The organism is Polynucleobacter parvulilacunae (genome assembly GCF_018881715.1).
GTDB lineage: Bacteria > Pseudomonadota > Gammaproteobacteria > Burkholderiales > Burkholderiaceae > Polynucleobacter > Polynucleobacter parvulilacunae.
In genome coordinates this window covers 1-21,462 of the sequence record NZ_JACVPW010000013.1, presented here as the reverse complement: position 1 = coordinate 21,462, position 21,462 = coordinate 1, and the positions used below count along the sequence as shown (strand labels likewise).

The window sequence follows — 21,462 nt, the reverse complement described above, 5'->3', positions numbered from 1 at the left end:
TAAATTTTTAAAAGCTTTGAGGCCCACCAAATGGTGCTATTTGTATCAATAATAAGCCAATAAGGCCCTAGCCCAGCCTACTAAACCTTTTTAATTACCGCTATTACTGGGGCGTGATCCGAAGGCTGTTCCCAAGTCCTAGGCTCCTTATCCACTGTGCTGGCAGAGCACTTTTCCTTAAGGGCTTCACTTAAAAGGATGTGATCAATCCGCATGCCAGCATTTCTTCTGAAGCCCATCATGCGGTAATCCCACCAACTGAATGTTTTGGGTGCTTGTTCAAACATTCTGAATGAGTCAGCAAGTCCAAGTTTGATGAGCCCTTGAAATGCATCGCGTTCTGGCGGGGAGACTAAATTCTGCCCTTCCCAAGCCTTGGGGTCATGCACATCTTCATCTGCTGGAGCAATATTGAAGTCACCCAAGAGTGCTAAACGCTGGTTCTGCCGAAGTTCTTCTGTTAACCAAGTTTGTAGCGCATTAAGCCAGCCCAATTTATATTGAAACTTATCGCTATCGGGCGATTGCCCATTTGGAAAATACGCCGAGACCAATCTCATTGGCTGAGTGCCGGCAAAACAGACTGTTGCAGCCAGAATGCGTTGCTGCTCATCTGTGTGATTGGGGATGTTTCTAATAGGCTTTAGAAACGCTGTGTCTATGTCAGAGGCAATGGGGGCAAGCGCTGCCTTACGCAAGATAATTGCAACCCCGTTATAAGTCTTTTGGCCTGCAGCAAGACTTAAGTAGCCCGCATCTTCTAACTCTTTATGAGGATACTTTTCATCCGTGAGCTTAAGCTCTTGCAGACAGAGCGCATCAATGGGCTGTTTAGCCTTTTCTTGATCCTGCAGCCAACGTAGGACTTGTGGAAGGCGAACTTTTAAAGAGTTCACATTCCAAGCCGCTATACGTACTGAATCAGTCATCAATTCCCAATTCTTGCAACTTCCGGGTAATCGTATTGCGGCCAATACCAAGGCGTTGTGCAGCCTCAACCCTTCTACCGCGCGTTACCTCTAAAGCCGCTTGAAGAACTGCTTTTTCAAAGCGCGCAGTCAAGGCATCGAATACCTCTTTATCACCATCCTGCAACATCTTCACAGCTAAGCGCCCCAAAGCGCTCTCCCAATCACCAGTAGCGACTTTGCTTGCAGCAGGGTTGCTTGGTGAAGACTCACCATGAATGATAACGGGCTGTTCGCCGGCTTCTGAAACGATATCGGCAGGGAGATCACTCGCGCCAATCACATTAGCTGGCGTCATCACCGTTAACCAGTGACACAAGTTCTCCAACTGGCGAACATTCCCAGGGAATGGCATTGCGCTGATCTCTTTCAGCACTTCATCAGAAAGCTTTTTAGGATCTACGCCCAATGATTTAGCGCAGCTGAGCATGAAATGTCTTGCCAGCATTGGAATATCTTCACTGCGCTCGCGCAATGAAGGCATGCGCAAACGAATCACGTTTAAACGATGCAACAAGTCTTCGCGGAAGAATCCAGCAGCGACTCTCGCATCCAGATTTTGATGGGTTGAAGCAATAATGCGAACGTTTGCTTTAATGGGGTCTTGGCCACCGATACGGTAGAAGTGACCATCAGCTAGCACCCGCAGCAAACGTGTTTGCAAATCAAATGGTAAGTCACCAACTTCACCCAGAAATAGAGTGCCACCATCAGCCTGCTCAAAGCGCCCACGACGCAAGGTCTGTGCGCCAGGAAATGCACCACGCTCATGGCCAAATAACTCTGATTCCAGCAAATCTTTAGGCACTGCGGAAGTGCTCAAAGACACAAAGGGGCCTTTGGCGCAAGGGCTGTGCTTATGCAGTGCGTGGGCAACTAATTCCTTGCCAGTACCGGACTCTCCAGTAATGAGTACTGTGGCATTAGATTGCGCCAAACGACCAATCGCACGGAAGATCTCTTGCATTGCCGGAGCTTGACCAATGATCTCGGTGGCATCCTGCCTCCAAGCAGTTAACTCTTTAGCGCCGGAGTCATTGCGAATACCCTGCTCAACCGCACGATGAATGAGCTCAACGGCTTTTTCCACATCAAACGGTTTTGTGAGGTACTCAAAGGCGCCCCCTTGAAATGAGGAGACAGCTGAATCCAAATCCGAATACGCAGTCATGATGATGACTGGTAAATTTGGATGGCTCGCTTTGACGTGCTGCAATAAATCTAAACCGTTCCCACGTGGCATACGAATATCAGAGATCAATACCTGAGGAGATTCTTTTTCTAATGCATTGAGTACATCATTAGGATTGGAGAAGCTCTTATGCGGAATATTCTCACGCGATAAGGCTTTTTCCAAGACCCAACGAATGGATTGGTCATCGTCAACGATCCAAATTGGTTTCATGATGCTTTCTCCTGCCTACGGTATGGAATTTGAATATGAAAATCGGTGCGTCCAGGACGACTATTGCAAGCAATAAATCCCTGGTGTTGCTGAACAAAGGTTTGCGCTAAGGTAAGACCAAGCCCGCTACCTCCCTCTCTACCCGAAACCAATGGGAAGAAGATGCGCTCAATAATTTCTTCTGGAATGCCCGGGCCGTTATCAATCACATGCAGGTCCATTGCTAATTTGTAGCGATGCTTTGCAATCGTGACAGAACGCGCTACTCGGGTCTTTAACTCAATTTGCGCAACACCGGTGCTAATCTCTTCAGAGAGTGCTTGTGCTGCGTTATGAACAATATTTAAGGTTGCTTGGATTAACTGCTCACGGTCACCCAAAACATCGGGCAGACTTGTATCGTAGTTACGAATAATTCGTAGGCCTTTCGGGAACTCAGCCAAGACCAAGCTGCGCACGCGCTCTAGCGCCTCGTGCACATTAAAGGACTCCATCACATGCGCTTTGCGGTGCGGCGCCAACAGACGGTCCACCAAGGTCTGTAAGCGATCAGATTCTTTAATAATGACCTGCGTATACTCACGCAGACCTTTATCTGGCAACTCGAATTCTAATAACTGAGCTGCCCCACGAATACCACCCAAGGGGTTTTTAATCTCATGCGCCAAATTGCGCATCAACTGCTTATTAGCCTCTACTTGTTGCGTCACGCGCTCGTCGCGCTCACTACGCAACTGTTGATCGATCGGGAACCACTCCATCATGATCAAAGCAGGATCATCTAAGGCGGCCACCACTACGTGCGCAGGAATGGAATCTTGATGAATGCTGCTCGGCAGTGAATGTAAAACCATTTCTTGGCGTTGCGCGAGCACGTGCCCCAACTTCACTTCAGAAATCATGTCGTTCAATGCAAGGTTATCGCCGAATAAATGATGCACAGATTGACCCTCAAGTGATTTACGTGAGAGATCCAGCGCTGACTCAGCTGCTGGGTTCACGTACACCAATTGTTGGTTCTCAGCCTCGAATACCACGATGGCATTGGGCATCTGATCAAGCAATGTCGGAAAAAAAGGAGCAGCCGAAGCTGCTCCCTTGAACGAATTGCGCAACAGACCTGCGCTCAAGTTCTCTCCTTCGCTTACAGGGAGTAGTACATATCAAATTCGATTGGGTGAGTTGTCATACGGAAACGTGTGACATCTTCCATCTTCAAATTGATATATGCATCAATCATGGATTCAGTGAATACACCACCGCGAGTCAAGAACTCGTGATCCTTCTTCAATGCGTCCAATGCCTCTTCCAAGCTCGCGCAAACGGTTGGGATCTTTGCATCTTCTTCTGGTGGCAAGTCATACAAGTTCTTGTCAGCAGCTTCGCCTGGATGAATCTTATTCTGAACACCGTCCAAACCAGCCATCATCAATGCTGAGAAGCAGAGGTATGGGTTAGCCAATGGATCTGGGAAACGAGTTTCAATACGACGACCCTTAGGATTCGGAACGTGTGGAATACGAATCGAAGCAGAACGGTTACGTGCAGAGTAGGCCAACTTCACTGGAGCCTCAAAGCCTGGAACCAAACGCTTGTATGAGTTTGTACCTGGGTTAGTAATCGCATTTAATGCTTTAGCGTGCTTGATGATGCCGCCGATGTAAAACAATGCGAACTCTGACAAACCTGCATAGCCGTTACCAGCAAACAAGTTCTCACCGTTCTTCCAAATAGATTGGTGAACGTGCATACCAGAACCGTTATCGCCAACTACTGGCTTAGGCATAAATGTTGCTGTCTTGCCGTAAGCGTGGGCTACGTTTTGAACAACATATTTCTGCCAGATAGTCCAGTCAGCGCGCTGTACCAATGTGCTGAACTTTGTACCCAATTCGTTTTGGCCTTGACCAGCAACTTCATGGTGATGAACTTCAACTGGAATGCCCAGTGATTCGAGAATCAAACACATTTCAGAACGCATGTCTTGGAATGTATCTACTGGAGCAACTGGGAAGTAGCCACCTTTTTTACCTGGACGGTGACCAGTGTTACCACCTTCGATTTCAGCAGCTGAAGACCATGGAGCCTCTTCGGAATCAATCTTCACGAAGCAACCCTGCATGTCAGCACCCCAACGAACGCCGTCAAAAATAAAGAATTCTGGCTCTGGACCAAAGTAAGCTGTATCACCCAAGCCTGTGCTCTTCAAATACGCTTCTGCGCGCTTTGCGATAGAACGTGGGTCACGATCGTAACCTTTGCCATCTGCTGGCTCGATTACGTCACAAGTCAACACTAATGTTGGCTCTTCATAGAATGGATCGATATAAGCAGCCGTTGGATCTGGTCTGAGCAACATGTCAGAAGCTTCAATACCCTTCCATCCAGCAATAGAAGAGCCGTCAAATGCATGACCGCTCTCAAATTTATCTTCGTCAAAAGCAGAGATAGGAACTGTCGTGTGCTGTTCTTTACCCTTTGTATCTACAAAGCGGAAATCAACGAAAGTACATTCTTTCTCTTTAACTAACTTCATCACATCAGCGACGGTCTTCGTCATGCAAATCTCCTCTATTAACTAAATTCGGAATCAAAACTCAAGGCATACACCCTTGTTTATTCCAGGCATCAAACATGCCTAATGGATGTATGTAATTTACTGAAGCAAACAAATGGGAACTGCCATTATTGCACTGTTTAAGTGCCCAAATATCCCTTATACAAGCTCAAATACTCCTATTTGCACCATATTAGTGCAAATAGATTCAGCTGATGTCGTGGATTTCATAACCCAACTCCTGGGTGCCCGCTCTCAAGGCAATCCAAGCACTTTCCAGAAGGTTTGCATTGCCCTTAATGCCCAATTCAATATGGCGTTGGGCGTAGACACCGCCCCTGCTGGAATCGCCTACAGATGGCAGGCTAAAGACCTTCACCCCAGGAAAATTAGCTTCTATATGCTCCATTAAGGGCGTCAAAGTCGATTCAATGCCCTTGGGAACGATGAAACTCTGCTCTGCCCAATTCTCTTGATGGAAAAGATCCTTGTAATGTGTATCCAGACACCAAGCCATCATCGGCGCAGCCATCACTGGAAAGCCGGGAACAAAGTGATGCTCTTGAATTCGAAATCCCGGAATCTGGTTGTATGGATTCGGAATGATTTCACTGCCAATCGGAAACTCTCCCATCTTGAAGCGATGTTGATTCTCGGGAGTATTTAAATCTGCCTTAATCGGATCGCCCTCTGCCATCGACTGAATGCGGCCGGCAATCAACTCTTGCGCAGTAGGATGTAATTCGGTTTTAGTTCCCAATGCGAGTGCTGCGCATTGGCGGGTGTGATCATCTGGTGTTGCGCCTATACCGCCAGTACTAAATACAACGTCTCCGCTTGCAAAGCTCTCCTTTAGCGTAGCAGTGATTTGTGCAGCATCATCTGCAACGTATTTCGCCCAAGCAAGAATGAGGCCGCGCTCATTGAGCAACTCAATCAGCTTGCTCATGTGTTTATCTTGGCGACGTCCTGACAAAATCTCATCGCCAATCACGATTAAACCGAAGCGACGTTGTGCTGCAGCTGCTACATCTTTTGGTTCGTCAATTTCAACTTTTTTGATTGCATCAACCATGGTAAGGGAGTTCCATATCAACAACACGTGAATCCACTGTAAGTGCCTTATTCAATTCCTCTTCTCTTAGTTGCTTGAGTGCATCTAACAAGAAGTAGCTAAACCAGAGGGCAGCAAACACGAAAATTAAAGAATAAATCCAAAGCGCCACAAAACTCACAATCGGAAATAGGACTAGAGCCAAGGCGGAGGTGGCCCAGAAGAAAGTAGGCACTGCACCCAACATCCCCGAGGCAATACCCATGCAGAGCAAAGGCCAGTGATACTTTTGAAGCAGCAGATCACGCTCTTCAGTGCTGGCATGTTTGGCCAATACGTCATACGACATCAGGCGCATCGTTAACCAACCCCAAAGCAATGGTGGCAATACTGCCACTAAAGGAGGCACCCACCATACGGGCAAGGTCAACATCACCAACACTAAACAAATGAGCGCTGACCACAAGGAGTAAATCAAGCTACCAAAGAAACCGCCGCCCCGCTTACATTCAAGATCATGAAATTGAGATTGTCTAGAGGCGATTTTGACGATCGCAGGAACAGTTGAAAAAGCGATAAACACAAGCAAGCTGATCGTGATTAACGGAATGATCAGCATGACAAAAAAGAGAGGCGCAATCCATGCTCTGGCATTTTCAAAGCCGGCCCAAATAAGCCCCTCCTGTATCCAGCTCGTAAAGATGGAGGTGGTTAGAAAAATACTGAGCGCTTCAAGCGCTGGCGTCCATGTGAGCCAAATCAGCACACCCCATAAAACGGAGACGATCAGAAATGGCCTTAAGCTTAGCCAGAGCATGCGTGGATGCATGGTCCCAACCAAAGCCATGCCAAACGATTTGAATACCTGCTGCAATCCGACCATACAACTCCTATTGCCCTATTACCCCATTACTCCATTACCCGATTACCCAGTCAGTAAACCTACTTAGGCATGATTTCTTTAAGGGCACGAACCAAGCCTTGCCATTGTTGGGTAAAGATATTGTGTGAGACGGTTAAATTTCTTACGCCTGTAGGATAGACCTCTTTGGGGAAGATGGCCGTTCTAAACAGCATGTCCCACCATGGAAACAAAATACCAAAATTACAGCCGCCTAGAACACCTGGCTTGCCCTTGGCCTCATGACCATACCCGACTGCATGGTGCATGCGATGAAACATTGGGGAGATCAATAGATATTTTGCAGGCCCCAAGTGAACTTTGATATTGGCATGCTGCCAGCTTTGAATAAATTGGCTGAGCGCAATCAACATAATGAATTGCCCTGGAGAAACACCAAATAAGAGCGCAAAGAAGGCCATAAAACTCGCGCGCATGATGTCATCAATAATGTGATTTCGGTTATCTGACCAAGCAGTCATGATGGTTTGACTGTGATGCAAAGCATGTAGTTGCCACCACCAGTTAAAGGTATGTGAAGCGCGATGGTAAAGGTAATCAACGAAATCTAGCAGCACTAGATAAATCAAGAAGCTCACCACCGGAATTGAGCTCACCCCTGGCCACCAGGACTCTACATTCAATCGACCAAAACGAAAGTCGTGCAGAATGGAATCGATTTCAAAGAAGAATCCCGATAGTGCAATAAATATAAGTCCGTGAAATATTCCCAGGCGATGAAACAAGGTGTAGAACATATCCGCCCTGCTCGCTTTTGCAAAGCGTTCTTGCTTTTCTGCTGGAGCAAGCCTTTCCCAGGTCCTGAGTACAAAGACAATTAAGAAAATCTGAATGCAGCCAAACAAAAACCAATCGATGCCATCGAAGAGATCTTCAGCCCAAGACATCAAATCAAACTCATACAGAATCGGACCAACGACATTGGAAAATAGAAACTCCTGAACGCTGGCGTAAGCGTCTGAAATTAAGGAGGTGATCGCGTTGAAATCCATGTCTTATTTTGCTGGATTTGGGAAATTCTTGGGCAGGAGCCCAAAGCAGAAGCCGCGCCCCTTGAGATTGATGATGAGCTGCTCCAAAACAGCGGGTGCCCAAGGGTCTTTTCTAGACCAAATGCCTAAGTGGGCCATGGTAATGTCGCCATCCTTCAGATCTCTAGTGGCTTTATTCAAAAGAGCGTCATTGGGATGTTTGTCGGAATTCAACTCATCCCCCAAAAAACCAGCGGGAGCCCAGCCAATGTGCTGATAGCCGCACATATCGCCCATCCGAATCAAGGTGGGCGAAGTTTTGCCGCCCGGTGCGCGCCATATCTTTTGAATCGGATGATCTGTGAGCTCCTGAAAGCGCTGATCTACCCTGCGGATTTCTTTACACATGGCTGCTTCGTTATAGAGAATCGTCATGCCTGCTTTTGGACCAAATTGAGGTTTCTCAAACACCTCACCCTTTGGTCCATCTTTCACGAAATACGTATGGTCATAAGTATGGCTACCGAAGTGATGACCTTCTTTAACGCGCTCTTGCCAATAGGCTTTCCAAGAATCATCTAAAGAAAAGTCGCCGCGAAAGGTTTTTTCATTCGCCAAGAAAAAAGTAGCTTTCACGTTTTGTCGCTTCAGAATCTCCGCCACTTTTTCTGCTACAGACATATTGCCGGTATCAAAAGTTAAATAAACCTTCTTACTGCATTCCGCTTGCGCAATAGTGCCCAATGAAAAACAGCCGAGCAAAAGCGCGGCTGCAATACGGACGATCAATTGATGATTCATCACTTACTTATTCCCATCCAGCCCTTGGAGTAAAGAACACACCATGTGGAGACTTACCTACTGGAATCACGGCAACTAACTTCATAGATGGAATATCAATCACGCCCACCTTCTTAGAGAAGCGAAAAGTAACCCACAGAGTTTTGCCATCAGGCGTGATTTCCATATCGTCTGGACCTGCCGGTAGGCCTGTGATATCGCCAACCTTCTCCAAGGTTTGCATATTAATCAAGCTAATTGTGGAGGCGATACGGTTACTCACGAAGACGTGCTTCTTATCCCCTAAAGGACGGAAGTTGTGTGCGCCTTTACCTGTTGGGATGCGCTTTACTTCTTTGCGAGTTTTCCAGTCGATGACCTGAACATAATCTTCGCCTGTGATGCCTACCAATAAATACTGGTCGCCAGGAGTCATCCATAAACCAGCAGGCACTTTTCCTGTAGGCATGGTCCACAATACGTTTTGGGTATCAAGGTCAATTGCCGAGAGCTCATTAGAATCTTGCAAGGTAATAAAAGCAATCTTGCTATCAGCAGTGAAAGCAATATGACTTGGTGTCTTTGCTAACTTCACCGTCTTAGCCAATTTAAGATCGGCACCATTAGCAGCATAAATATCTACACGGTCCAAACGGTTGCCGTTTGCTACGAACCATTTGTGGTTTGGTGAGTAACCAATTTGATAAGGGTCAATGATGTTCGGAATTTTGCCGTTCAACTCACCAGTAGTTGGGTTCATCAATACAACATCATTGCCAGCTGCGTTTGCAATGAGTAATGTTTTTTGATCAGGGGTAATCATCAAGTGATGAGGCTCTTTGCCAACTGGAATCGTTTTCACCACCTCACGGGTACTCATATCAATCAAGCTGACTGAGGCTGCACCTGAGTTGAGAATCACTGCCAGCTTTGGTTGATTTGCAGAGTTTGCCGATGTTGCTGCTGTTGCAACATTAGCGGCTTGCGCAAAGGCGTTTTGATTAGCCAACAGAAGTGCAAATAATGCAGAGGTCGCAATTGTGCGAAAACCTCTATTCTTGATAAATGTATACATGTCTCTATTGTAAGCATTCAGAGGGGCTAAATTGACCTCTACAGCTCAATGGATATGCTTAGGTTTTTGACTTAGCGCAAGCTCGCCAATACCTTTTCAAGGCGCTTTAAGGACATCGGGGTTGGGGTTTTGAGCTCTTGGGCATATAAAGCCACCCTCAACTCTTCTAGCTGCCACCGGAAATCCGTCAAAGCCTGATCCTCAGACATTACGTACGATGCGGCACCCTTGTTAACTTGCATCAGCTTTTGCCATGGGCGAGCTACAGATTCCCAATCCTTTTGACATTGCGCATCACGGCTTGGGTTGGAGCGCAATTTATCGATTCGCATGGCAATAGCCTTCAGATAACGCGGCACGTGGACCAATTGGGCATACGGTATGTCAGCAACGAACTTCGGAAATACCAGCCCCTGCATCTGCGTCTGAATATCCGTATAGGCAGTTGGCGAAGCGGCTTTTGAGCTGGCAACTTTTTTCTGCAGATCTGCATGGGCCTGTAACGCATTTAATGCGTGACGTGAAATCTCTTGCGCAATAAGAGCCAACCTAGGTTTGCCGGCCTGTAATCGCTCCGCAAATTGTTCGGCATTTACTGGAAGAGGTTCACTCATAAATGCACGTTCAAGAGCAAGATTGAGTATCTGATCAATTAAGCCATCAACGGATCCCACATTAATAAATAACAATCCCAGCTCACGAATGCCGGGCAACTGTTTTTGTAAAGCTTTGAGTGTGTCTTTATTACTCAGGGCAAATAAGCGACGCAATCCAAGGGCATGCTGTTTACGTGCCTCTTCTAAATCATCAAACACTTCAAGATCACAGAAATCAACTCGGTCAACTAATGCGGGGTAGCCAAATAGCGTTTTATTGCCCTTTTGAATCTCTAAAGTTTCAGGCAGCTCACCAAACTCCCAGGAGCGGTAACCGCCCTGCTCGACTTTGCGTGTGGCATCAGCGGTCTTTACGCTCTCATTGATATTGGATTTACCTACTGGCGGCTCAACTCCTAGCTCTACCTGGGCAGTTTCCTGAGCAATCGCTTGGAAGGCGCTGCGGGCAGTTTGCCCATACTCTGAACGTAAACGCGCTAAGTTGCGCTCCACCTCCAACTGGCGCCCATGCTCATCAATCAAACGGAAGTTCATGGATGAATGTAAAGGTAGTGACTCAGGCCTGAAGTCAGTGCGCTTAATCTCAAGACCACGTTCTTTACGGATATCGTTAATCAGACTATCCAAGAAATCACCTGTGCCAAATTGTTTTTCTTCCAACTTGCGCTCGAGGAAAGATTTGGCGTAATCCGGTAGTGGCACACAATGGCGCCTCAATTTCTGCGGTAATGATTTGAGAAGCAGAAGTACTTTCTCTTCACACATTCCAGGCACCAACCACTCGCAACGGCGACCATCAACTTGATTGAGCTGTGTCAGCGGCACTACTAGCGTCACACCGTCTTTGGGGCTGCCGGGTTCAAAGTGATAAGTCAGACTAAGTTGCGCCCCGCCGACCAACATCGTCTTTGGATAGCGATCGACTGTAATACCAGCCGCCTCATGGCGCATTAGATCTGCTTTTTCTAAGCGAAGCTGAGCATCTAGCTCATTTCCTTGATTTTTATCTTCTCCACCTTTTTTCGTCAGCCAGGCGTTAAGACTTTCTCGACTACACACCCCTTTAGGAATGCGGGAGTCATAAAAGGCGAATAGCAATTCGTCATCCACCAATACATCGGGACGACGTGAGCGATGCTCTAGTGCTTCAATTTCTTTAATGAGGCGACGGTTATGCCAGAAGAATCCAAACAGATTGGGGTATTTTTTCTTGGCATCGGTTTCGGTTTCACGCTGCAATGCTGGCGTATCCATACGCCCAAACATCTCTTCCTGAACCAATGCCTGACGAATAAACAACTCTCGTGCTTCATCCGGGTTGTGAGGTTCGTAACGAACACGGCGGCCATGGTAGATGGGTAATCCATAAAGAGTTCCGCGCTCAAATGCCATCACTTCGCCTTGGCGGTTATCCCAGAATGGGTCACTCAAAGACTTAATCAGACGATGTGCCGCTACACGCTCAACCCATTGCGGCTCGATCTTTGCAATCGTTCTGGCATACATGCGATTGGTTTCTTGTAACTCGCCCGCCAGAATCCAAGCGCCCGCCTTCTTGCCAATCGTAGAGCCAGGCCAAATAAATGGGCGAATACCGCGCGCCCCAACATACCCACCGGTTTTACTATTGCGGTCTTGGGATTTTTCGTCCTCTTCTTTTTTGGCTACATAACCGAGCAGCCCTGTCAGCAAAGAAAGATGGACTTGCTCATAGGTTGCAGCTAAACCATTTTCTTTCCAACCCTTTTCACCAAGCATGGTGTGTAACTGACCATGCACATCGCGCCACTCACGCAAGCGGCGCGGTGATAGGAATTTACTCTTACATAAATTCTCTAACTGGCGATTGCTGTGCTTATGTTGCAAAGCATCTTGGTACCAATTCCACAACTTTACGAAACTCAAAAACTCTGATCGCTCGTCGGCAAACTGCAAGTGGGCTTGATCTGCTGCAGCAGCTTGATCCATAGGTCGATCACGTGGGTCTTGGGTCGCTAGTGCAGAAGCAATAATGGTGACTTCTTTTAATGCGTTGTGCTCTTTGGCAGCTAAAAGCATTCTGCCAATGCGTGGATCTAGCGGTAAGTCTGCTAATTGCTTGCCTGTAGCAGTGAGCTTGAAGCTGTTATTTATGTCCTTACCATCCGTTGGATCTGATTCATCAAACTCAATCGCACCCAATTCATCCAAAAGCTGCACGCCATCGGCAATCGCTCTACCTAGTGGCTTATCAATAAATGGAAAGTGCTGAATCTTGGGCAAGCGCAATGAACTCATGCGCAATAGCACTGCAGCTAAGGAGCTGCGGAGTATTTCTGGGTCGGTAAATTTAGGACGGCCTTGATAGTCTTGCTCGCTATACAAGCGAACACAGATGCCATCGGAGACACGGCCACATCGACCCGCCCTTTGATTGGCTGCCGCCTGGGAGATTGACTCAATCTGGAGTTGCTCTACTTTATTGCGGTAGGAGTAACGCTTCACTCTCGCCAAACCGCTATCGATAACGTAACGAATATTCGGTACCGTTAATGAAGTCTCTGCCACGTTAGTCGTCAAAATGATGCGACGCCCATTGCCTGGGCTAAATACCCTCTCCTGCTCAGCAACCGACTGGCGTGCAAACAGACTCAGAATCTCTGGATGAAAGCGTTGCTGCAAGACATGATCTTTACGTAAGGCCTCAGCACAATCGCGTATCTCTCGCTCACCTGGCAAGAAGACTAAAACATCTCCGGTGCCTGCTGCACCTTCGCGCCACAATCTAGCAATTTCTTCCGTCACCGCGTCTGGAATTTCCTTTGCAGTCTTGGATTCTTTTTTGCCGTCTGGCTTACTCTCAGACTTAGCATCGGGCTCTAATGGTGAATAACGCTGTTCTACAGGAAACAGTCGGCCACTAACCTCAATGACTGGCGCTACTTTGCCATTCATCGCAAAGTGTTCTGCAAATCGCTGGGCATCAATCGTTGCCGACGTAATGATCAATTTCAAGTCTGGTCGCTTGGGGAGGAGCTGCCTCAGATACCCTAATAAGAAATCGATATTCAGACTGCGCTCGTGCGCTTCATCAATGATGAGCGTGTCATAAGCACGAAGCTGAGGATCACGCTGGGTCTCGGCGAGCAGGATGCCATCTGTCATCAACTTGATAGAAGCGGTATTGCTAGTTTTATCAGCAAAGCGCACTTGATAACCAACATCCTGACCAATGGGTGACCCGAGCTCTTGGGCAATTCTCTTGGCAGTGGCAGTTGCTGCGATTCGACGAGGTTGGGTGTGGCCGATCAGCTTTCCGCCATTGATCGTGCCTCGCCCCAGATCCAAGCAGATCTTCGGAAGCTGAGTAGTCTTGCCTGAGCCCGTCTCACCGCAAACAATCACCACCTGGTGGCCCTGCAGGGCATCTTTGATCAGCTGACGCTGACCAGAGACCGGCAATTCCTCCGGAAAGCGAATTTCTAGCTTGCGTGAGGTGTTGGAAGCAGGCACAGGCTTGGGCATTGCTTTGGGTTTTTGTTGGTTTATAGGCTCTTGCACCCTATAATTTTCTCACTATGCCAACAAATGCACCGAACCAGGCCTTAATGGCCGAAGAAACGACCTCCAACTTCCCTTTCGTAGGGTGGTTGCGCGATGTTGCGCCCTACATTCACAGCTTCCGCGAGAAGACCTTTGTTATCGCCTTTGCCGGCGAACTTGCCCAAGAAATCGGTCTTGAGAACCTGATTGAAGATATCGCCATGTTGCATGCCATGGGCATGCGCATTGTGCTGGTTCACGGTATCCGCCCCCAGATTGAAGAGCAGCTCATGCTGCGTAATATTAAGAGCAAGTTTGGTAAGAGCGCCCTGCATAGCTATCGGATTACTGACGCCGCTGCACTCGAGTGCGTTAAAGAAGCCGCCGGTGAATTGCGTCTCGACATTGAGGCTGCGTTTAGTCGTGGACTTCCAAATACTCCAATGGCGGGCTCACGTATTTCCGTTATCTCTGGCAACTTTATTACTGCGATGCCTGTGGGCGTCGTGGAAGGCACAGACTACATTCACACCGGCTTGGTACGTAAAGTGGATTCTGGTTCGATTAGACAATCCCTAGACAGCAACAAAATTGTTCTACTCTCTCCACTAGGCTTCTCTCCAACAGGTCAAGCATTTAATCTGGCCTATGAAGATGTAGCAGCTTCTACTGCTGCTGCATTAAAGGCAGACAAGCTGATTTTCCTAAGCCCATATGCTGGCTTAAAAGATGCTGAGGGTGACTTTATTACCGAGATGTCTATGCCGCAGCTCCAGGAATATATTGGCCAGCATAAGGATATGGATCTTGGCATGAAGAGCCTGCTCAATACTTCTGGCAGAGCTATCCGTGCAGGTGTTAGCCGCGTTCACTTCCTGCCTTGCAATCAAGATGGCGCACTTTTAGAAGAACTCTTTACCCATGACGGTATTGGCATGATGCTTGCCTCATCCGATATCGAGAACTTGCGTGAAGCCAACCAAGATGACGTTGGCGGCATTTTGCAATTGACTATGCCTCTGGAAGATGAAGGTATCTTGGCAGCTCGTGGTCAAGACGTGATAGAGCGTGATATTCAACGCTTCTCAGTAATTGAGCATGACCGCGTACTCTTCGGTTGCGCTGCCCTCTTTCCATTCCCAAATGGTGTTGGTGAATTAGCCTGTCTTGCCGTTGATCCAGATGTTCAAGGTTCGGGTGACGGCGAGCGTCTTCTCAAGCGGGTTGAAATGCGCGCCAAGCAAGAAGGCATCAAAAAATTATTTGTTCTCACCACCAGAACGGAGCATTGGTTCTTGAAACGTGGCTTCAAACGGGCATCAGTAGATGACTTGCCCGAAGAAAGAAAACAAATTTATAACTGGGATCGCAAGTCCATGGTTTTAACTAAAGATCTATAAGAAATCTAAGCAACTACAGAATTACTAGAAAGGCATTACAGATGGCACGCATGGTTCAATGCATCAAACTCAACAAAGAGGCTGAAGGAATGGATTTCGCCCCGCTTCCAGGCGATCTTGGCAAAAAGATTTGGAATCAAGTTTCCAAAGAAGCCTGGGCTGCCTGGTTAAAGCAACAAACGATGCTCATTAATGAAAACCGACTCAATATGGCTGACCCACGTGCACGCCAATACCTTTTAAAGCAGGTTGAGAAGTACTTCTTTGAGGGCGGCGCTGATATGGCACAAGGTTACGTGCCACCAGCAGAGTAAATATTCATTAGCTTTTAATTAATTATTGATTTGGGGTGTTGACACCGCCAAAGATAAGCGTAGGATGAAGTCGTGGTGAGGCAGTTTTAGTGCCCCGCTACATTGGCGAAAGCCACTCTAAATAAGTACATCTATGTACTTATAGGCTAAGGAACTAAATACCTTCCGAGAGCCTACGCCATGCATACCATGGCAAATAAACCCGATGGGCATACCCCGTCGGGTTTTTTAATACCTAAATAATCTCAAGCTGTAACTAGAGGGCTATGCGTTCCACACCAGCAGCATTGCTGACCAGCAGAATATTGGCTTTTTCTTTGGCAAATAAGCCAACGGTAATCACTCCAGCGATTTGATTGATTTGCGCTTCCATCTTCAGTGGGTCAGCTATCTTAAGGCCCGCCACATCTAAGATCCAACCGCCGTTATCCGTCACGAATGGCTCGCTTGGTGTTTGATTCAGATCGGCGCGGGTGTTTTTCGCTAAGCGCAAAGTCACCTTGCCGCCAAACCTCTCCAGCTCTCTGCTGACAACGCCTTGAGCAAGCGGAATGATTTCCACCGGCAATGCAAAGTTACCTAGAACTGGCACTTGCTTAGACGAATCGCAGATACAAATAAATTGTTTGGCCATCGAGGCAATAATTTTTTCTCGAGTAAGCGCCCCGCCGCCACCTTTAATCATGTGTCCAGATGGATCGATTTCATCAGCGCCATCAACGTAGGCCGGTAGGCCTTGCACATCATTGGGATCTAAAACCTGAAAGCCATGTTTGAGTAGGCGCTCAGTAGTAGCATTAGAGCTCGATACCGTGCCAGCAAAATGATCCTTATGAGGAGCTAGCGCATCAATGAAGCAATTTGCAGTTGAGCCTGTGCCAACACCCAAAATCTGCCCAGCAGGAAGCTTAAGCACTTCGTCTCTAGCCGCTTCACCCACCATTTGCTTTAATTGATCTTGATTCATATGCCTACTGAATACCTTTATGACTTAATTGGAATGGAGTAATAATCCATCTATCATATGATATTCACAAGAAACCCACTTTAGAGTATTGAGCAAGCCCATGAATAGCACCGCCTCAGCATTAAGCCAGTTAGAGCAACTCAAGAAACTGACTACAGTTGTAGCCGATACAGGCGATTTTGAGCGCATGCAGGCCTTCCAGCCACAGGATGCGACCACTAACCCTTCACTCATTCTGAAAGCTGCTCAACAAAGCAATTACCAGGATTTGGTGCAATCCGTGAAAGCAGCTCATCCGGGTATGAGTCCAACTGACCTGGTGGATTACATCTTGGTTGCGTTTGGCTTGGAGATTTTGAAGATAGTTCCAGGACGTGTTTCTACAGAAGTAGATGCCAGACTATCTTTCGATACCAAGGGTACCGTAGCTAAGGCTAAGCATTTAATTGCCTTATATGAATCTCATAGCATTGATCGTAAACGCATCCTAATTAAATTAGCAGGCACATGGGAAGGTATTGCTGCCGCAAAAGAATTAGAAGCGCAAGGCATCCACTGCAATATGACTCTACTCTTCTCGCTAGTGCAAGCGGCTGCATGTGGTGCCGCCAATGCCAAACTCATTTCTCCATTTGTAGGTCGCATTACGGATTGGAACAAAGCCAAGCTTGGTGCCAACTGGAGTGATACGGCCAATGGTGGAGCAAATGATCCTGGTGTGACTTCAGTGAAGAGAATTTTTCATTACTACAAGCACTTTGGGATCTCTACAGAGATCATGGGCGCTAGCTTCCGCAATACCAGCCAGATACTAGAGTTAGCTGGTTGCGACTTATTAACCATCAGTCCAGAACTATTGGCCGAGCTCCAAAGTGGCGATGCTTCTGTTGAGAAAAAACTCAATCCCGCCAATGCTCAGGCAGCATTACAGGCTGAAGGTATTACACCATTAAAGCTCGATGAGTCTAGTTTCCGCCTGCAACTCAACAATGATGCAATGGCAACTGAGAAATTGGCTGAAGGCATTCGGAACTTCTGTGTAGATACTGAAAAGTTAGAGGCGCTGCTGGCCAACTAACTGAAATTAGGGTCAAGACTTATTGAGGCTCAAGATACAGAGGCATCTATACAAGTCAAACATGGCTTGATATATCCCGCCTCTGCAATGACTTCCAACGACCCACAAGGGTCATTGAGCGTTTTACATACCAATCGTATAAGTTGCCATCACCGTAGTTGTCGATACTGCTTGGAATGGCTCTTGGCGATAAATACCATTGATACCTACACGTTGATTCTTCTCCACATCATAATAAGCACCAATAGTAGCGGTAGGTCTAGTTTTAACGGGATTAGCATTAAAGTTGATTGGAGTTAATCCAGTTACTCCAGTCGCAGAGTAAGTACCGTTAGCAGTATTGGTATCAGTCTCGAGACCAGCACTAGCGTATACCGTGGCTTTAGGAATAAAGCGGTATGAAGCACCAAGTCCTGCTAATGCGGTAGTGGCATTGGTATTAAGGGCTGAGTAAGTCAGAGGGGCAGTCACTGTTGAAGATGCGCCTTCGGTGTAGCCACCCATGTTGTTTTGGGTATAACGTATACCAACATACGGACTAACAATTACCTCTGGCAGGACTGCAAAACCATACTTGGCTTGAACTTGAGCGCCTTGGCTGGTTAGGTTTGAGGAGCCCGTACCAGGATCTGATGTTCCAACCACAGAACGGGTCACAGTTGCATTCTTTTGCCCATAAGCTGCTGATACTTTGACTTCAGTACCCGTGCCATCCAAGCGCTCATTCCAAGCACCAAACAGGCCGATCAATGGGGTGCTATTGCCTAACTTGACTGTGCCACCCGGACTATTGGTTGAAAGATTTTGATCTGCGTACGCACCGATTCGATAATTGGCATGGGGGCGATAGGCTGCGATGAGTAAACCACTAGTGTTGTTAATGCCCTCTGCTTGCACAGCAGTACTTCGACCACCAGCAGATATACATACATTATTAGCACCAAAGACTGCACAGTCATAAGAAAAGCTATTGGCTAAAACAGTATTTTGCAAAGTGTAGATGCCTTGTAATACAGAAGCGGTATTCACCAAAGATTGCTGGGTATCGCCTGTTCCTGCACTTAAGGTGAGATAAGCATTATTAGCATCGTAACTAAGTGATGAGTTCAAAGAGCTGTAGCTTGCTAGGTTACCTGAGAGGTTAGAAAACTTCCCTGTTAGACCAGCAGAGGTGAGAACTGTATAAGTCTTCTTAGCGTAAGTGCCACTAGAGGCATCAATAGTAAAGCCGCCCGCTACGCTTGCTGTTCCACCTACTGCTAACACGCTATTGGCAGTTGGGGTAATGGAGATTGATAAAGTACCGCCGCTGTTTTGAGTATAGTTACCAGCGACAGAGAGAGTTCCAATAGAGCCGCCGGGAGCTACTCTGCCGTTATTGGTGACATTACCACCAATACCACCATGACCAGCCAAAGTACCAGCTGCTTGCACCGTAACATCACCAGCCAAACGTGCTGCATTGTTTGCTTCTGAAGAGCCAACGCTTAAAGTGCCGCCTGCTACTGTGGTGCCACCGGTATATGTATTAACGCCATTCATATACGTAGTGCCAGTACCGTTAAAAGTCATTGCACCCGGGCCTGAGAACGCTCCAGATAAAGTGGCTGAGCCGCCTGAAGGTGAGGTAATTGTGCCGCCACTAGAATTAACTGCAAAAGCTTGATTGGAATTATCTCCATTAAGCAAAGTTAAAGTTCCACCGGCAAAGACTGGATTTAAAGTGTTGCCAACATCGCTCAAATAATTTCCAGAACTAGTGACGATGTTACTAGAGGCAACATATGCAGGGAATAGCAAATCCCACATATTGGTAGTGCCAGCGGTTCCGGCCTCTAGCACTAAATTATAGAGATACCCTCCATAGGTACCTGTGAGGCTCCCCGGTGTGAAAAGGCCTGCACTTACCCCGGAAATCACATTCAAATAGCTTGTTGACCTAACTAGTCCACTATAAATTCCAAAGTTAGTTGTACCAGCACCACCGTCCCAGCTAGTTACAGAAGTTGCAGCTAACTTGCCATAAGTATTTGCAGTAGAACCAAGAATAATATTGTAGTTTTGAGGGAGGTTTCGAGTGTAGGTTAACGGGGTCGTATCACCAGTGCCCTGTGCATTATTCAGAGAGGTAATTGTTCCGGAGTTGGAAATCATATTGCCAAATGGCGCTCGAATGCTCCCAATGTTTGTAAGCGCCCCAACAGTTCCAGTGTTAGATAAACCAGTGCTAAACGCAGATGAAATCTGACCGTTATTTATCAGCACTCCAATATCTCCTGCGTTAGTAATTCCAGTACCGCCACCGCCAATGGAGCCACCATTTGCATTTGTCAATACAGAAATAGTTGCACCAACACTGTTGGATAAGCCAGAGTTAAGACCGCTTAAAGTACCGCTATTATTTAAATTGCTAATGGTTCCTGAGTTTATTACCCCATACTGCCCGCCAGGACCAAAGCTTCTAATTAGGCCAGCATTATTTAAGTTTGTTATGGTGCCAGAGTTGTTCAGGCCATCACCTGATGAACCTGAAATGGTGCCGCCTTGTAAGTTGTTTAGAGTTTCTATTGCCGATAAAGAGTCGACTGAGATTGCATAGCTACCGGCACCCCCTCCCCCCAAGATTGTGCCGGTATTGGTAAGAACTCCTATGCTTGAGACACTGCTAATGCTTCCAGAATTTAAGTCAATTCCATTTCCGCTTATGGCTTGAATCGTTCCCGAATTAACTAGGGCATCAATTCTGGCGGCAGACCCGAAGTTTGCGGTGGTAAAGTAAATTGCACTAGAACTACCCTGAATTATTCCTGAGTTATTCAGAGAACCTATCGTTGCACCATCAGTTAACATGATTGCGGTGCTATTAGAGCTAGAAATTGTTCCGGTGTTGGCAAAATTATTAATTGCCCTTGGAGAGATGGCGACACCGGCAGAACTCGAAATAGTTCCGTTATTTGTAAAGTTGATAATTGTCCCTGAATTGATGGCGTTATCACCAGAGCTGCTTATCGTGCCATTATTTGTAAAGTTATTAATTGTTCCACCGTTAGAGACTGTGATGTCGCCAGATGAATTTAAGGTGCCATTATTCACAATGGTGTCAACAGTATTGCCCACTGTAATGTAGATTGGGTTACCAGGAATATCTATGGTGGAATTTGAGTTAATAATCAAGCTTCCAACAGATGCCGGGACCGTTGGACCCACCCAGAAACCGGTTGAAGTTCCATTGTTAAAGTTTATTGGTCCTGCAGGGCTAACGTTAATACTTCCGCCATCCCATGCAAAACTAACTAAAGGGTTGGGGGTATAAGTACCGAGGTCATTTCTAGTTATGGAGCAACTGGATGAAATTACTTGAGTAGGGTCACATTCGACACCAAATATGAGCGAGGAGCTCAATACCAAAAGTATTGCCAAGTAAATTTTGACTAATTTCATATAGATTCAGGGTGGTTATTATTTGCTGAGAGTTTATGGGGTATTTGATAAAAAAACCTTGATCGCATAAAGTCTAAATTTCGAAACTAAAGCTATTGACACAAGTACGCTGCATTTGTATTCAAATCCACAGAGCTACAGTCCTAAGATTGGACCACAGGTGAGGTTTATTTAACACTCAAATGGCTGCTTTAAATATGTTTAACCAGGATTTTGGCGGGAATAGCATGATTTATATGCGAACTGCGACATAAAAGGGCGCAACCCTGCCTCTTACTGGTGTCTCTTAATGGCCTTGATTTCAACCCGTCGATGCAACACACTACAAACTGCGTAAGCGCAAGGAGTGTTGCTCATGAAACAACGACCTCGAATCTATTACACAGCTACC

At 46.8% G+C, this 21,462-nt stretch carries 15 protein-coding genes; 3 read left to right on the top strand and 12 right to left on the bottom strand.

Translation table 11 applies throughout. The features are described from left to right. Nucleotides 1-80: 80 nt before the first annotated feature. The 10 genes from xth to hrpA all read right to left on the bottom strand — a co-directional run bounded on the left by xth (nt 81) and on the right by hrpA (nt 13,853). On the bottom strand, nt 81-929 hold the full coding sequence (gene xth, locus ICN18_RS08530) for an exodeoxyribonuclease III (RefSeq protein ID WP_216190086.1): 849 nt from the start codon (nt 927-929) through the stop codon (nt 81-83). Continuing rightward, nucleotides 922-2,373, bottom strand: coding sequence for a nitrogen regulation protein NR(I) (ntrC, locus tag ICN18_RS08525; RefSeq protein WP_216190085.1), 1,452 nt, complete (start codon nt 2,371-2,373; stop codon nt 922-924). Before ntrC ends, xth begins: the two co-directional genes overlap by 8 nt. Beyond that, complete coding sequence (gene glnL / locus ICN18_RS08520; RefSeq protein ID WP_439650828.1) at nt 2,370-3,491, bottom strand: nitrogen regulation protein NR(II); 1,122 nt, start codon at nt 3,489-3,491, stop codon at nt 2,370-2,372. The genes ntrC and glnL overlap by 4 nt, the downstream gene beginning before the upstream one ends. Before the next feature lie 26 nt (nt 3,492-3,517). Continuing rightward, the gene (glnA, locus tag ICN18_RS08515; protein WP_216190083.1) at nt 3,518-4,933 is read right to left on the bottom strand and encodes a type I glutamate--ammonia ligase; all 1,416 of its coding nucleotides are present in this window, start codon (nt 4,931-4,933) and stop codon (nt 3,518-3,520) included. A 205-nt stretch (nt 4,934-5,138) separates the two neighbouring features. Further along, nucleotides 5,139-6,005 carry a competence/damage-inducible protein A gene (locus ICN18_RS08510; RefSeq protein ID WP_216860010.1) on the bottom strand — a complete coding sequence of 289 codons (867 nt, stop codon included), beginning with the start codon at nt 6,003-6,005 and terminating at the stop codon, nt 5,139-5,141. Continuing rightward, complete coding sequence (locus ICN18_RS08505) at nt 5,998-6,867, bottom strand: EI24 domain-containing protein (RefSeq protein ID WP_216190082.1); 870 nt, start codon at nt 6,865-6,867, stop codon at nt 5,998-6,000. The genes ICN18_RS08510 and ICN18_RS08505 overlap by 8 nt, the downstream gene beginning before the upstream one ends. A 59-nt stretch (nt 6,868-6,926) precedes the next feature. Continuing rightward, nucleotides 6,927-7,898 carry a sterol desaturase family protein gene (locus ICN18_RS08500; protein ID WP_216190081.1) on the bottom strand — a complete coding sequence of 324 codons (972 nt, stop codon included), beginning with the start codon at nt 7,896-7,898 and terminating at the stop codon, nt 6,927-6,929. A 3-nt stretch (nt 7,899-7,901) separates the two neighbouring features. Then, entirely contained in the window at nt 7,902-8,678 is a 777-nt protein-coding gene (locus tag ICN18_RS08495) for a polysaccharide deacetylase family protein (RefSeq protein WP_216190080.1), read from the bottom strand. Between the two features lie 7 nt (nt 8,679-8,685). After that, nucleotides 8,686-9,732: a YVTN family beta-propeller repeat protein gene (locus tag ICN18_RS08490; protein ID WP_255532178.1), complete on the bottom strand. Its 1,047-nt coding sequence runs from the start codon at nt 9,730-9,732 to the stop codon at nt 8,686-8,688. Between the two features lie 71 nt (nt 9,733-9,803). After that, nucleotides 9,804-13,853: an ATP-dependent RNA helicase HrpA gene (gene hrpA, locus ICN18_RS08485; RefSeq protein WP_216860009.1), complete on the bottom strand. Its 4,050-nt coding sequence runs from the start codon at nt 13,851-13,853 to the stop codon at nt 9,804-9,806. Between the two features lie 53 nt (nt 13,854-13,906). On the opposite strand from hrpA, the gene argA reads away from it, so the two are divergent. Then, nucleotides 13,907-15,271 (top strand): amino-acid N-acetyltransferase, encoded by a 1,365-nt coding sequence (argA, locus tag ICN18_RS08480; RefSeq protein WP_216190079.1) that lies wholly within the window; start codon nt 13,907-13,909, stop codon nt 15,269-15,271. A 41-nt stretch (nt 15,272-15,312) separates the two neighbouring features. Beyond that, nucleotides 15,313-15,585, top strand: coding sequence for an oxidative damage protection protein (locus tag ICN18_RS08475; protein ID WP_015421224.1), 273 nt, complete (start codon nt 15,313-15,315; stop codon nt 15,583-15,585). Between the two features lie 256 nt (nt 15,586-15,841). On the opposite strand, the gene rpiA is transcribed toward ICN18_RS08475, so the two are convergent. Continuing rightward, nucleotides 15,842-16,552 carry a ribose-5-phosphate isomerase RpiA gene (gene rpiA, locus ICN18_RS08470; RefSeq protein WP_216190078.1) on the bottom strand — a complete coding sequence of 237 codons (711 nt, stop codon included), beginning with the start codon at nt 16,550-16,552 and terminating at the stop codon, nt 15,842-15,844. A gap of 100 nt (nt 16,553-16,652) precedes the next feature. Here rpiA and tal point away from each other — a divergent pair, with 100 nt between their 5' ends. Then, nucleotides 16,653-17,630, top strand: a complete 978-nt coding sequence (gene tal / locus ICN18_RS08465) for a transaldolase (RefSeq protein ID WP_216190077.1) — start codon at nt 16,653-16,655, stop codon at nt 17,628-17,630. A 123-nt stretch (nt 17,631-17,753) separates the two neighbouring features. Here the strand turns inward: tal and ICN18_RS08460 are convergent, their stop codons facing one another. After that, nucleotides 17,754-21,071 carry a beta strand repeat-containing protein gene (locus tag ICN18_RS08460; RefSeq protein ID WP_216190076.1) on the bottom strand — a complete coding sequence of 1,106 codons (3,318 nt, stop codon included), beginning with the start codon at nt 21,069-21,071 and terminating at the stop codon, nt 17,754-17,756. Nucleotides 21,072-21,462: the final 391 nt, after the last annotated feature.